14 protein-coding genes are annotated in these 14297 nt (G+C 33.4%); 7 read left to right on the plus strand and 7 right to left on the minus strand.

Features of this window, described 5'->3' with window-relative positions; all coding sequences use genetic code 11:
* The 4 genes from EV144_RS05015 to ychF form a co-directional block, all read right to left on the minus strand.
* A complete protein-coding gene (locus EV144_RS05015; protein WP_134146716.1) occupies positions 1-975 on the minus strand; it encodes a transglutaminase domain-containing protein in 975 nt (324 codons plus the stop codon).
* 3 nt (positions 976-978) lie between these two features.
* Positions 979-1503 carry an NADPH-dependent FMN reductase gene (locus EV144_RS05020; RefSeq protein ID WP_134146718.1) on the minus strand — a complete coding sequence of 175 codons (525 nt, stop codon included), beginning with the start codon at positions 1501-1503 and terminating at the stop codon, positions 979-981.
* 173 nt (positions 1504-1676) lie between these two features.
* A complete protein-coding gene (locus EV144_RS05025) occupies positions 1677-2594 on the minus strand; it encodes a YihY/virulence factor BrkB family protein (RefSeq protein WP_134146720.1) in 918 nt (305 codons plus the stop codon).
* A gap of 331 nt (positions 2595-2925) precedes the next feature.
* The gene (gene ychF, locus EV144_RS05030; protein ID WP_134146722.1) at positions 2926-4020 is read right to left on the minus strand and encodes a redox-regulated ATPase YchF; all 1095 of its coding nucleotides are present in this window, start codon (positions 4018-4020) and stop codon (positions 2926-2928) included.
* A gap of 313 nt (positions 4021-4333) precedes the next feature.
* Here ychF and EV144_RS05035 point away from each other — a divergent pair, with 313 nt between their 5' ends.
* On the plus strand, positions 4334-7000 hold the full coding sequence (locus EV144_RS05035; protein WP_134146724.1) for a TonB-dependent receptor: 2667 nt from the start codon (positions 4334-4336) through the stop codon (positions 6998-7000).
* Between the two features lie 77 nt (positions 7001-7077).
* Here the strand turns inward: EV144_RS05035 and EV144_RS05040 are convergent, their stop codons facing one another.
* The gene (locus tag EV144_RS05040; protein ID WP_134146726.1) at positions 7078-8244 is read right to left on the minus strand and encodes a hypothetical protein; all 1167 of its coding nucleotides are present in this window, start codon (positions 8242-8244) and stop codon (positions 7078-7080) included.
* Positions 8245-8412: 168 nt separating this feature from the next.
* Entirely contained in the window at positions 8413-8763 is a 351-nt protein-coding gene (locus EV144_RS05045; RefSeq protein ID WP_134146728.1) for a 4Fe-4S dicluster domain-containing protein, read from the minus strand.
* A gap of 167 nt (positions 8764-8930) precedes the next feature.
* Here EV144_RS05045 and EV144_RS05050 point away from each other — a divergent pair, with 167 nt between their 5' ends.
* The 6 genes from EV144_RS05050 (at position 8931) to EV144_RS05075 (ending at position 14004) form a co-directional block, all read left to right on the plus strand.
* A complete protein-coding gene (locus EV144_RS05050) occupies positions 8931-10025 on the plus strand; it encodes an acyl-CoA reductase (RefSeq protein ID WP_134146730.1) in 1095 nt (364 codons plus the stop codon).
* A 93-nt stretch (positions 10026-10118) separates the two neighbouring features.
* The gene (gene serC / locus EV144_RS05055; protein ID WP_134146732.1) at positions 10119-11189 is read left to right on the plus strand and encodes a 3-phosphoserine/phosphohydroxythreonine transaminase; all 1071 of its coding nucleotides are present in this window, start codon (positions 10119-10121) and stop codon (positions 11187-11189) included.
* Between the two features lie 204 nt (positions 11190-11393).
* Entirely contained in the window at positions 11394-12344 is a 951-nt protein-coding gene (locus EV144_RS05060) for a D-2-hydroxyacid dehydrogenase (protein WP_134146734.1), read from the plus strand.
* Positions 12345-12446: 102 nt separating this feature from the next.
* Positions 12447-13013 (plus strand): hypothetical protein, encoded by a 567-nt coding sequence (locus tag EV144_RS05065; protein WP_134146736.1) that lies wholly within the window; start codon positions 12447-12449, stop codon positions 13011-13013.
* A gap of 211 nt (positions 13014-13224) precedes the next feature.
* Positions 13225-13665, plus strand: a complete 441-nt coding sequence (locus EV144_RS05070) for a DUF6146 family protein (protein ID WP_134146738.1) — start codon at positions 13225-13227, stop codon at positions 13663-13665.
* Positions 13666-13698: 33 nt separating this feature from the next.
* Positions 13699-14004 carry a DUF6787 family protein gene (locus EV144_RS05075; RefSeq protein WP_134146740.1) on the plus strand — a complete coding sequence of 102 codons (306 nt, stop codon included), beginning with the start codon at positions 13699-13701 and terminating at the stop codon, positions 14002-14004.
* A 2-nt stretch (positions 14005-14006) separates the two neighbouring features.
* Here EV144_RS05075 and EV144_RS05080 read toward each other — a convergent pair whose 3' ends face one another.
* Entirely contained in the window at positions 14007-14297 is a 291-nt protein-coding gene (locus EV144_RS05080) for a hypothetical protein (RefSeq protein ID WP_134146742.1), read from the minus strand.

Consider the following 14297-nt stretch of genomic DNA (forward strand, 5'->3'; position numbering starts at 1 on the left):
CTAAATAACTTTAAAAGAAACAATACTATTATTATCCATAAAAAAAGTGATGTACTCGCCAATATTTTTATCGATAATGATATCAAATTCTAAGCCTCCTCTTTTTTCTTTTGAATTTACAATTCTAACAGGCTGGTTCTTTTTGTTGAGATAAAAAAGGACATCTTTCTTCGAAATATTTTTAATTCTAAAGGTAACTTTATCGCCATTTTTAGCTTCAATTAAACCCGATTTTGGCTCTAAAACTTCAGCATCATTTTCGATTAATTTATTATAAACTAAAGGTCCGTCCAGAAAATCTTCTTTATCTAATCGATCTCCAAGAAATTCTCCCGAATCTGGAAAATGTTTCGTAAAAAAATATTCCGGCGGCGTATCAAAATAAATGGGCGCAAATTCTTTGGTCATTCTGCCTTTACTGCTGTCGTAATATCCCTGTCCCCAGGTTACATCAACTAATCTCCATTTTCCATCAATATAAACCATATTCCAGGCGTGGTCTGATCGAGAAGTTGTTCTGCCAATATCGGCAAGTCTGGTTTTTGAATCTCCTCTTATAATTTGAGATTTCAAACCAACTAAAGTGGCTAAATGACTGTACAAAGCTGTAAATCCCTCGCATACTGCTTTTTGAGATTTGAATGCTTTATTGAGCATATTATCATTTAACTGCTTTATTTTTTGCTGTTTTTCCTGCTCTGTTCTATAACTGAATCCTTGAGATCTTTGTGGATTTAAAAATGCATTTAAATCATAATTTATATTAAAAGCCATCCAGCTGAAAATTGCTCTGGCTTTGTCCCGATCTGAAGAGAAATCTTTCTGAATTCTTTCCGCCAAATCTTCTGTCGTATCAAAGCGTTTTGGATATTTTAAAACGATTTGATCGACTTTATTATAATTTTGCGAAAATGCAGGCGATAGAAAAATTACATTCAAAAGAAAGAATGTAAAAAGGATTTTTTTAATTGTCATTTACTAAAAATTATAATTAATAAGATTTAGCAAATTGGTTCTCAATTCTTCATTAGAAATTTCACCTTTTTGTACATCAAAATTGGTATTGAAACTTGGCAGTGAAAAACTTGCTTTGATTTCTCCTCCATAACGCGAGAAAGCATTTCTAGCGATTTCTAAAACTGTAGCACCGCCTCTTGGTCCAGGTGATGTAGACAATAACAACATTGGTTTATGCTGAAAAACATCTTTTTCGATTCTTGAAGTCCAATCGAAAACATTTTTGAATGCTGCTGAGTAATTTCCGTTATTTTCTGCTAATGAAACTACTAGAATATCTGCTTGTGAAATCTTTTTAAGGAATTCTTGCGCTTTTGGTTCCTGCCCTACTTCTTTTTCCAGATCTACACTAAATAATGGCATTGCAAAATCGTTTAAATCTAAAACTTCGACTTCGCCATTTTCAAATTGATTTGCAGCGTAAGCCGCTAATTGTTTATTGATTGAATGCTGGCTGTTACTTCCTCCAAAGGCAATAATTTTCATAATGTGGTATTTTTTACAATATTAAAACTTATAAGTGATATAAGTAAATATAAGATCTTAATTAAATTTATATTTAAAGTTAAAATATTACTTTATTATTCTGTAAACAAACACAGTACCAAAATTATCAAAACTTAAATTTATTTATATCACTTATATGGTTTCAAAAAAAATCATTCTTCTTTAACTTCAAAGATTTCTTTTTTTATTTCGACTGAATAATCGTTTGGCGAAATTTTTCCTCCATAAGACTGTGCATAAACTTTAGTAAATTCGGCTCCGAAATATAATATGATTGCAGAATAATACACCCAAACCAAAATTATAATAACCGAACCAGCAGCGCCGTAAACAGAAGCAATTGTAGAATTACCTAAATATAATCCGATTGCAAATTTACCTATCATAAATAATACGGCGGTGCAAGATGCACCTATAAATGCATCTTTCCATTTTATAATACCATCTGGCAGTGTTCTGAATATAATGGCAAAAAGTAGAGTGATACTAGCAAATACAATAACGATGTTAACGACATAGAAAAAATATACCGTGCTTTCTGGAAAATACAATTTTAGTCTGGCATTTAAAACGTCTAATGTCGCGTTTAGCATTAAACTGACTAACAATAAAAATCCAACAGAAACAATCATAGAAAACGACATTAATCTGTTTTGAATAAATTTCTTTAGACCTTTATTAGGTTTTGCGCGAAGTCCCCAAATGAAGTTTATGGAACTTTGTATTTCTGCGAAAACTCCCGAAGCTCCTATTAAAAGCATTACAACTCCAAAAACAGTCACAAAAACATTACTGTCTGAAAGTCTGACATTTTTTATAGCTTCTTGTATTTGTACAGCAGCTCCATCGCCGACTAAGCGGTTTATCTGTCCGTATAATTCGCCTGTTACTGCTTCTTCTCCAAAAAAGAAACCGCAGATTGTAATGATGATAATTAATAAAGGAGGAAGCGCAAATATGGTATAATAAGATAATGCGGCGCTTAGTTTTATGGCATTGTCATCATTAAATTCCAGAAAGGTATTTTTTAGTAAATGCCAGGATTTTGAAAATATATTTTGCTTTTTCACAGATCGTAATTTTTGAGATACTCTCAAATTTACTAAATATTGAAATATTGCGTATTTCGATATTTTTTGAAAAATTTATTTTATTTCCATGTGATTTTTTTTTGTCTCTCGCAGATTTGGCAGATAATGCAAATTTATTTATCTCAGTTTTGTCCTCCTGAGCGTAGTCGAAGGACACGCAAGTAGCTCTACAAAGTTAATCGACAATCTTTGCGGGGCTTCGACTACGCTCAGCCTGACAAGTAAATACTACATTTTTAAACACAAAAAAACCGCTGAATTTCTCCAGCGGTTTTCTCTATATTCTTTATTCTATCTTCTTTAGAAAAAACTACACATTAAAACGGAAATGCATTACATCACCATCCTTAACAATATATTCTTTTCCTTCTACTTTGAATTTCCCTGCTTCTTTTGCTTTTGCTTCAGAACCGTATTGTACGTAATCTTCGTATGAGATTACTTCTGCACGGATAAATCCTTTTTCAAAATCAGTGTGGATAACTCCAGCTGCTTGTGGCGCAGTCGAACCGATATTGATTGTCCAGGCACGAACTTCTTTTACACCTGCTGTAAAATAAGTTTGTTGTTTTAATAATTTGTAAGCAGCACGAATTAAAACTGATGCTCCCGGTTCTTGTAATCCCATGTCTTCAAGGAAAACCTGACGCTCTTCGTAGCTTTCTAATTCTGTAATATCTGCTTCTGCTCCTACAGAAAGAATAATAACTTCTGCATCTTCGTCTTTTACTAATTCACGAACCTGATCTACATATTTATTTCCGTTTACAGCAGCACTTTCGTCAACATTACAAACGTATAAAACTGGCTTTGCAGTAATTAATTGGAAAGATTCCATTAAAACTTCTTCGTCATTTCCTTGAGGAACAATTGTACGAGCTGATTTTGCCTGTAATAAAGCTTCTCTGATTCTGTCTAAAAGTGCTTTTTCTGTCTGCGCTTCTTTATTTCCTGTTTTAGCAGCACGATTTACTTTTTCTAAACGTTTTTCAACAGTTTCTAAATCTTTTAGCTGTAATTCGATATCAATAGTTTCTTTGTCACGAATTGGGTTTACATTTCCGTCAACGTGTACAATATTATCATTGTCAAAACAACGTAAAACGTGAATAATAGCATTACACTCTCTAATGTTTCCTAAAAACTGGTTTCCAAGACCTTCACCTTTACTTGCACCTTTTACCAAACCTGCAATATCTACGATATCTACAGTTGCCATTTGTACGCGCTCTGGTTTAACCAATTCTTCCAATTTGTTGATTCTTGGATCCGGAACGTTTACAACACCAATATTAGGTTCGATTGTACAAAACGGAAAGTTTGCACTTTGCGCTTTTGCATTAGATAAACAATTAAATAATGTTGATTTTCCAACATTTGGTAATCCTACAATTCCTGCTTTCATCTGTTGTTTCTGTTTACTTTTTATGTAAGCCTAGATTTCTCAGGGCTTTTTCATCAAAATAATTCATTATCTGAATCAATTTTAATGGTTTATGATTTACGTATTGATTTTGTGTTTCTACCAAAATGATATTTTTTGGCTTTAAAATTTTGCAAATATAAGATTTAATAGCTCGCAAGTGAAGTAAAAATGACGATTAATGCTTTTTAGAGTATTTTCTTAAAAATAATTAAACTTATTATTAAGTTTTTGTTAAAAAATATTACTTTTATCATTGATCAAACAAATAATTAAACCAAAACTCGATTAAACCATGAAAAAAATTGCATTATTTTTATTACTACTCAACACAGCATTTCTCTTTGCGCAAAAAGAGATTACTGGTGTTGTAAAAGACAAATCCGGCGCACCGCTTCCCGGTGTAAATATTCTCGAAAAAGGAACTTCAAACGGTGTTTCTACCGATTTTGAAGGAGGTTATATGATTAAAGTGAAAGAAGGTGCAACATTAATTTTTAGCTATGTTGGATACGGAACGATCGAAAGAGCCGCTTCGAGCAGTAAAATTGATGTTGCTTTAGACGAAAGCGACGGACAGGTTTTGAATGATGTTGTAGTTGTTGGTTCCAGAAACGCAAAAAGAACGGTTGTAAATTCTGCTGTTCCTATTGATATTATTAATGTGAAAGATGTTACAACACAAAGTGGAAAATTAGAAATAAACGAATTACTGCAATATGTTGCTCCGTCTTTTAATGCCAATAAACAATCGGGTTCTGATGGTGCCGATCACGTTGATCCGGCTTCTTTAAGAGGTATGGGACCAGATCAGACTTTGGTTTTGATTAACGGAAAAAGAAGACATCAATCTTCATTAATTAATTTATTTGGTACTCGCGGACGCGGAAATACAGGAACGGATTTAAATGCAATTCCGGCTTCGTCTATTAAAAGAATTGAGATTCTTAGAGATGGTGCTTCGGCGCAATATGGTTCTGATGCGATCGCAGGTGTAATAAATATTGTGACTAATGACAGTGTTGACGAATTAACCGGATCTATTACTTATGGTGTTTTTAATACAAATGCCAAAGGTGATTTCTTGCCTGGAACGCCAAACACAGATGGTTTTAGACTGGATCAGCACGGAAATGGAAATTCGTACGGAAAAGATCAGTCTTTTGATGGTGGCTCTGTAAAAATCGGTGCGAATTACGGAACAAAGATTGGAACAAATGGTGGTTTTGTTAATATTACAGGAGAATTTTTGAATAAAAATAAAACGCTTAGACCAAGTTATGATTTTAGAAAAGGTTTTGGTGATGCAGAAATTCAGGGTGTAAATTTATTTGCTAATCTTGCAATTCCAATTGCTGAAAAAACAGAATTTTATGCTTTTGGCGGTAGTAATTTTAGAGATACAGATGCTTATGCTTTTACCAGAAACGATGGCGAAAGAGTTGTAGAATCTGTTTATCCGGGCGGTTACACACCAAGAATTACTTCAAAAATTAATGATAATTCTATCGCTGCAGGAATTAGAACTGAAACTTCTGGCGGATGGAAATTGGATTTGAGTAATACTTTTGGAAAAAATAAATTTCAATACGATATTAAAGGAACTATAAATGCTTCTCTTGAAGACAAATCTCCACTAGAATTTGATGCTGGAGGACATAGTTTATTGCAAAACACGACTAATTTTGATGTTTCTAAAAATTATGATACTGTTTTAAAAGGTTTCAATCTTGCTTTTGGAGCAGAATTTAGATTAGAAAAATTCCAAATTTTTGCTGGAGAAGAAGGCTCTTACACTACTTACGATACAAACGGAAAACCAATCACGGATCCCACAACGCAAAGTGCACCTACAATTCCTAATCCTGATTATGATCCTACAGATCCTGATTCTTCGCCAACAATTGCAAGACCAGGAAGTTCTCAAGGTTTTCCGGGATACAGCCCTGCAAATAAAGTAAATGAAAACCGTACGAACTTCTCTCTTTATACAGATGCTGAGTTGGATATTACAGACGCCTTGATGGTGAGCGGTGCAGTTCGTTTTGAAAATTACAGTGATTTTGGAAGTACCGTAAACGGAAAATTAGCTTCTAGACTTAAACTTTCTGATCATATTAATTTAAGAGGTTCTGTAAGTACAGGTTTCCGTGCGCCTTCTTTGGCTCAGGTTTACTATAATTTACGTTTTACCAACTTTAACGCCAGCGGTGCGACAGAAGTTTTATTGGCTCCAAATGACAGTCCGGTTACGAGAGCGTTTGGAATTCAGAAATTAAACGAAGAAAAAGCAGTAAATGCTTCTCTTGGATTAACAGCAACTTTTGGAGATTTTACAGCAACTGTAGATGGTTATTATATTAAAGTAAAAGATCGTATTGTTCTTACCGGATATTTTGATGCAAGCGCTTTAAATCTTGGTGTTTCTGAAGCGCAGTTTTTTGCAAACGGAGTTGATACAAGTACTCACGGTTTGGATTTGGTTTTTTCTTGGAAGAAAACTTTTGATTTCGGACAGTTCGGAGCCACTTTGGTTGGTAACATTAACGATATGAAAATTGATAATGTAAAAAATGGAAATCTAGATGCTGATACTTTCTTCGGAAAACGTGAAAAAGCATTTTTATTAGCTTCTGCTCCTGACAGCAAATTTGGTTTAAACTTAAACTATTCTAAAAATAAATTTGATGCAGGTTTGGCTTTCACACGTTTCAGCAAAGTAGTTTTGGTAGATTATGCAGACGAAGACGATGTTTACAATCCTAGATTGGTTACAGATTTAACGATTGGTTACAAACTAACAAAAAATCTAAAATTAAGCGTTGGAAGCAACAACTTATTCAATGTATATCCTTCTAAACAAGATGAACAAGGAAATACCGAAGCTGGTGGATATTGGGATGCTGTACAAATGGGTTTCAGCGGAGCGTATTACTATGCAAGACTTGGATTTAATTTCTAATAGTTAAAGATAATTTTAAATAAGAAACCCGACAGATTTCAAAAATCTGTCGGGTTCAATTTTGCATTTTTTCAAACTTACATCTTAAAATCCAAAGCGCTTATAAGTCCTTTTTCTTCTTCTGTGGCTGTAAATCCTGATATGTCCCAGTAATTGGTTAAAATCTTATTCTTTTTATTAAACAGAGATTTCTCTTTAAAAACATCACTTTCATTATAAGTGAAATTTTGTTTGTTGAAGTTTGTAGTAATAAAATTGTTTCGAACCTGAATATTTTTGACCTGATCTTTTAAAATAAGATTATAGCCGATTTCTTCATTAGAACTCAATAAATAATAATCTGTGCCATCAAACCTGTAATTTACTTTTACCACAGATTTAGTAATATTCTTAGCGCCAATTTTTGTGATATCTTCCATCGCTGCAGCCGTTCCCGGTGTAATAACAATAGAAAATTCCATTATTAATTTCTTAATCGGATCGTAAATAATTTCAAACGTATCTACCGCTTCCTTAGAAGTATTCAATGGTGTTATAGACATTACATAATAATCCTTATTTGTAGAATGCCCTTTTATACCATATTCATATTCTTTCTTTGCTTTTGAATTTAAAACAGGATCAAAATAATTTAAATTATAATAGTTTTCCATTATATTATTCAAATTATAACCTTGTAAATCAGAACTTACATCGGTTTCAAGCAAACCGTAAGATCTGTTTTGTTCAACCAATAAAGTAGTTGTCGCTTTCTTTTGGTTTATCGCAAACTGAAAATTTACAAGACCGTCATTATAATAGGAATATTTGTTGTCGAGCATAAAAAACTCTCTAACATAAACTTTTAAACGGCTGGAAACCGCTAATTTTTTTATGGAATTGGAGACAATTTTCTGAAGTATTTTTTCTGGCGATTCTTTAGACAAAACAACTTCATCCAGCTTATTATCGTTGCTTTTTAGATAAACAACAAATTTTTGATCTCCGTTTAAAGATGTCCAACGTACATTGACAGTTTCGTAATCCGTTTGAGAAACCTGAACATTTGAGCCTCCGGTAAGCATAAAAGTTACTTTTCCCTCTGGATTACTCAATAAAATTTGTTTGGTTTTCATTATTACCACAGTTGCATTTTCTATGGGCAATTGGGTCTCAATGTCTTTTACAACAATAGAATATTCTGTGTTTTGAGCAATAATACCCACACTAACGAATAAAAAAAATAAAAGTATCAGTCTCCTCATAGGCTGTTTTTAAAATTATTTAAACAAGTGTTAAAAAATTATTACCAAATTAAGTGAATTAAATCATTAAATGCCAATACAATACCAAAATAAAATAAGAAATTAGCGAATAAAAAAAATCTCAAGCGCATTACTTGAGATTTTTCTTATTTTTTAGAATAAATAAATTTATTCGTTATGTAAAAACGCCTGACGCGCTAACAAAGTTTCTTCGTCTTCTACGTGATTATCATCTGGCACACAACAGTCAACTGGACATACAGCAGCACATTGAGGTTCATCATGAAAACCTTTACACTCTGTACATTTCCCCGGAACGATATAATATACTTCATCAGAAATTGGGTTTTGAGCATCATCTGCATCAACCTCAGTTCCGTCAGGTAAAATTATTTTTCCAGAAAGAGCAGTTCCATCTTTATATCTCCAGTCATCAGCACCTTCGTAAATTGCTGTATTCGGGCACTCTGGTTCACAAGCCCCGCAGTTAATACATTCGTCAGTTATAATTATAGCCATGTGATATTATTTTTTACCTTTTGCCGAAGCTCAAAGTCATTTTTAAATATTCTTTTTTTTATTTTTTTCCTGATAAATAAAGCTTCTTTAATAAAGCTGAGTGCTTACCATTAAAAAAACTTATTTTTGTGCAAAATTACAATCAAAACAATTCATAAGCAAACATTATGACATTAGAAACAAAAAAAAGTGTTTTTGTTGAATTAGGAAAATTTCTAAAACAATTTTCAGAATCCGAAACCATTCAAAAATCAGATGTTTTACACAATGATTTATTTTTTGATGATTTTCAAAAACTAATAGCTTTATCGCAGTCTCATAATGGCTGGTATACACCAGAGCAGGTTTATTTTGCGATACAATCCTGGGCAGATGCATTAACAGAAGAAAACATAAGTAAATGGCTTTCTAATTATTCTTTTGAGGAAGCTCAGAATGACTTAGAAGCACATCAGGAAGATCAACATTCAAAAACCGTAGCCTTAATATTAGCAGGAAATATTCCGTTGGTAGGATTTCATGATTTTTTATCTGTATTGATTACCGGAAATAAAGCCTTAGTAAAAACTTCTTCAAACGATCAGCATTTACTGCCATTTTTGGCCAAATATATTATTGCCGTTAATCCTGAATTTGCAGATAAAATCACTTTCGTGGAAGGAAAACTGGAAAATTTTGATGCTGTAATTGCCACCGGAAGCAATAACACGGCACGATATTTCGAATATTATTTTAAAGATAAGCCATCGATTATCCGAAAAAACAGAAATTCCGCAGCTGTTTTAAACGGAAAAGAAACCAAAGAACAATTAGAAGCTTTGGGTGAGGATATTTTTAGATATTTTGGTCTTGGATGCCGAAACGTTTCTAAACTTTTTGTACCTAAAGGCTATTCTTTTGATGCCTTTTTTGAAGCTATTTTTAAATACCAAGACGTCATTCATTACGAGAAATACGCTAATAATTACGATTACAACAAGGCGGTATTTTTAATGAGTAATTTTAAATTATTAGATAATGGTTTTCTAACAATAAAAGAAGACTCAAGCTACGCCTCGCCTATCTCGAGCGTTTTTTATGAATATTATGAAGACCTAGAAGACCTTAAAAATCGTCTTGCTTCTGATTCAGAACAAATTCAATGCATCGTAAGCAATAATTTAGTACCAAATAATACCGCATTCGGAGTGACCCAAAAACCTCAATTGTGGGATTATGCAGATAACGTAGATACTATAACGTTTTTGTTAACAACAAAGTAATAAATTGTTTAATTATTTCGAATTATTTATCGCTTTTTCGGCTCGTATTGCCGAAATTTGCGTCTTTAAAATTTTCGACTATTAACAACAACCATGAAAAAACACAACTACAGCGCAGGACCGAGTATTTTACCTCAGGAAGTTTTTGAGAAGGCATCACAAGCAGTATTAAATTTTAACAATTCTGGACTTTCTATCCTAGAAATTTCGCACCGAAGCAAAGATTTCGTTGCAGTTATGGATGAAGCTCGTTCGCTTGCTTTAGAATTACTTGGACTTGAAGGAAAAGGATACCAAGCTTTATTTTTACAAGGTGGTGCTAGTACAGCATTCTTAATGGCGCCATACAATTTGATGAAAGAAAACGGAAAAGCCGCATATTTAGATTCAGGAACTTGGGCAACAGCTGCCATCAAAGAAGCTAAATATTTTGGAGAAACGGTTGTCGTAGCTTCGTCAAAAGACCAAAATTATAACAATATTCCAAAAGGATACGAAATACCTGCAGATGCAGATTATTTTCACTGTACAAGTAACAACACTATTTTTGGAACTCAAATGAATGATTTTCCAGCTACAAACGTACCTGTAGTTTGCGATATGAGTTCAGATATTTTCTCACGTCAATTGGATTTCTCTAAATTTGATATTATCTACGCCGGAGCTCAAAAAAACATGGGACCTGCAGGAACTACTTTAGTGGTTATCAAAGAAGAAATCTTAGAGAAAAACGGAAGAACAATTCCTAGTATGTTAGATTACGCTAAACATATTAAAGCAGAAAGTATGTACAATACGCCACCTGTTTTTTCTGTATATGTTTCGTTATTGACTTTACAATGGATTAAAGCTAAAGGCGGTATTGCAGCAGTTGAAAAATTAAACGATGCAAAAGCAGCTTTACTTTATGCTGAAATCGACAGAAACCCATTATTTAAAGGTGCAGCAGCTGTAGAAGACCGTTCTAAAATGAATGTTACTTTCTTACTAAACAACGACGAACATGCAGCAACTTTTGATGCTTTATGGAAAGAAGCTGGAGTTTCTGGATTGCCAGGACACCGTTCTGTTGGTGGTTACAGAGCTTCTATTTACAACGCTATGCCTATCGAAAGTGTTCAGGTTTTAGTAGATGTAATGAAAGCTTTAGAAACTAAAGTTTAGTTTTTAATCTGCTTACAAGAAATATCTTAAATACCGGAGTTCTAGCCCTGATAGTAGTGGAAATCCTTTTATTTTTTTCCTTTAAAAAAATAAAAGATTGTAACGGATAGCAGGAAACAGCTCCAAATTCAAAAAAGAAAATTTAATCTAACTGAGTTTCTTTGCATTATACAATTCAAAGAAACAAAACAAGAAAAACATAAAATGAAAGTATTAGCGAATGACGGAATTTCTAAAAGTGGAATTCTAGCTTTAGAAAAAGGTGGATTTGAAGTTATAACTACAAAAGTAGCTCAAGAACAAGTTGCTAATTTTGTTAACGAAAATAATGTAAGCGTAGTTTTAGTACGTAGCGCAACTAAAGTTCGTAAAGATATTATCGATGCTTGCCCAGGTCTTAAAATTATCGGACGCGGTGGTGTTGGTATGGACAATATTGATGTTGATTATGCTAAAAGCAAAGGGATTCATGTAATTAATACGCCAGCTTCATCTTCAGAATCTGTTGCTGAATTGGTGTTTGGACACTTGTTTAATGGTGTTCGTTTTTTACATGATTCTAACAGAAATATGCCACTAGAAGGAGACACTAATTTTGAAGGTTTGAAAAAAGCTTACGCAAATGGTGTTGAATTAAGAGGAAAAACGCTTGGGATTGTTGGTATTGGACGTATCGGTCAAGCTACTGCAAAAATGGCGCTTGGTTTAGGTATGAAAGTTATCGCTGCAGATAGTTTTATTCCGCAAGTAGATATTAAAGTTGAATTTTTCGACGGACAATCTGTAACTACTACAATTGTATCTCAATCTTTAGAGTCTTTATTTAAGGAAGCAGATTTCATTACACTTCACGTTCCTGCTCAAGATGGTTACATCGTAAGCGATAAAGAATTTGCTATCATGAAAGATGGTGTTGGAATCGTAAACTGTGCTCGTGGTGGTGTTATTGATGAAGTAGCTTTAGTAAAAGCTTTAGATTCTGGAAAAGTTGCTTTTGCAGGTTTAGATGTCTTTGAAAGCGAACCAAAACCAGAAATGGCAATCTTAATGCACTCTAAAATCTCTTTGACGCCGCACATTGGAGCTGCAACTGGAGAAGCACAAGACAGAATTGGTACAGAATTGGCTTCACAAATTATTACATTGTTGAGCTAGTAAGAAAATAAATATTTATCTTTAAAGGGATTTATTACAAAGTTGTAGTAAATCCCTTTCTTTTTTCGTTAATTTTGTTGTCTAATTTTAAACTAATAAACCATGTTTGAACAATTAACACAATTAGTACAACAGTATGGGCACACAGCTGTTGTAAATAATAATGCCGTTCCAAACGAGCATAACGAAGGCGTAATAAATGAAGCAAATAATTCTATTTTTTCGGGATTACAAAAAATTGCTTCAGAAGGTGGTGCAGAACAATTGGCAGGTTTATTCAGCGGTAAAACTCCAATTGACAACTCCAATCCCGTTGTAAAAAAAATAACACAGCAATTGTCTGGAACTCTTGGAGAAAAATACGGATTAAGCAGTGAAGCATCGTCTGGAGTTGCTTCGGGCATGATTCCGCAAATTTTAAGTTCATTAGTAAACAAAGCAAAAGATCCAAACGACAGTAGTTTTCAAATTTCGGATATCATTTCTGCAATTTCTGGAAACAGCGGACAAGCATCTGGAATTATGGACACGATTTCTAAATACGGAATGCAATTTGGCTTAGATCAAAATAATGACGGAAAAGTAGATGTTGCCGATGTTCTTGTTGTGACCAAAACTAAAGGCGGAATAGCCGGATTTATTGGAAAATTATTTGGAAGTAAAGCGTAAGATTGAGGTTCTAAGATTCTAAGGAGCTAAGCTTCTAAGCTTTTTCTATTTAGTTTCTTATTGCGATATTATATAAAGCTGTTTTTAAAAACAGCTTTATTTTTTATACAGTTTCTCACTTAGAACCTTAGATACTTAGAACCTTTGTTGCTTAGAGCCTTATTATGTTAAATACTGAAAATCACCACTGATTTTTTTGTAAATTTATGAGATGAAAAACTGCATTTACATTTTAGTTATTTTGTTTACGATAATTGCATGCTCTACAGCTTCAAAAAATGTAGCAGATGCAGGAAATCCGCCTGTAACAAAAGCTGTTGGAAATGACACCGTAAGAATTGCAAACGATTCATTAGAATATGAAGTTATTATAATCGATAACGGTTTTACCAGCTGGCTGGCATCGAGAGCATTTCCAAGAAATTATTATTCGCTATCTTATCTCGAAAATAAAAATTACATGTACGTAACAGAATGGAATATAAGAGCGCAGCAACCACAGCGTTACAATCCAAATTTATACGAAATGACAATCGATTATCAGCCACACATTCATTATGGATACGAAGTAAATTATCTGATTTATAACTATATGATTTATTTTCAAAATACATACAAACAAAAACTCGGAGGCTATGTTCCGATACGATAATGTTACTATATTTGTAATCGTTACAAATAAAGAATGGAAAGATTAAAAAAGCGCTGGGGCATCACCTCAAACCTACAAGCCGTAATTATATTTATTGTATTTGCCATCACCGGATCGGCATCTGCATGGGTTTCTAGACCTTTTTGTGACTGGCTGGGCATCTACAAAGAAGATTTTGGCGTATTGTGGTTTACGCTAATCCGTTTAATCATTATTCTTCCCTTATATCAAATATTACTTGTTGCCATTGGAACTCTTTTCGGTCAATTCCGTTTCTTTTGGAACTTCGAAAAGAAAATGCTAAAAAACATGGGGCTTGGTTTTTTATTCAAAGATTAATTTCAATCTTTTTTCTGAATATAATACGTATACAACCACGTTAATGTAAACGATGGAATAATATCTGTAAACGGCAGAATTTCTTCTAAAAAAGCAAAAAAACCAGCCACCTTCCCTACGCGTCCTTTATACATATACGACATCAGGAAACCTGCAAGCGGCGCCCAGATAACATCTCCAAATTCTCCAACCAAAGGAATGGTAAACGAAAGCATTCCTATAGCATCAAAAAACAAACCCATTATAAGCTTTCTCTGTTTTTCCTCTTGTAAAACTATATTTTCTGTCTTCAT

The sequence above is a fragment of the Flavobacterium sp. 270 genome, from assembly GCF_004368785.1.
Taxonomy (GTDB): domain Bacteria; phylum Bacteroidota; class Bacteroidia; order Flavobacteriales; family Flavobacteriaceae; genus Flavobacterium.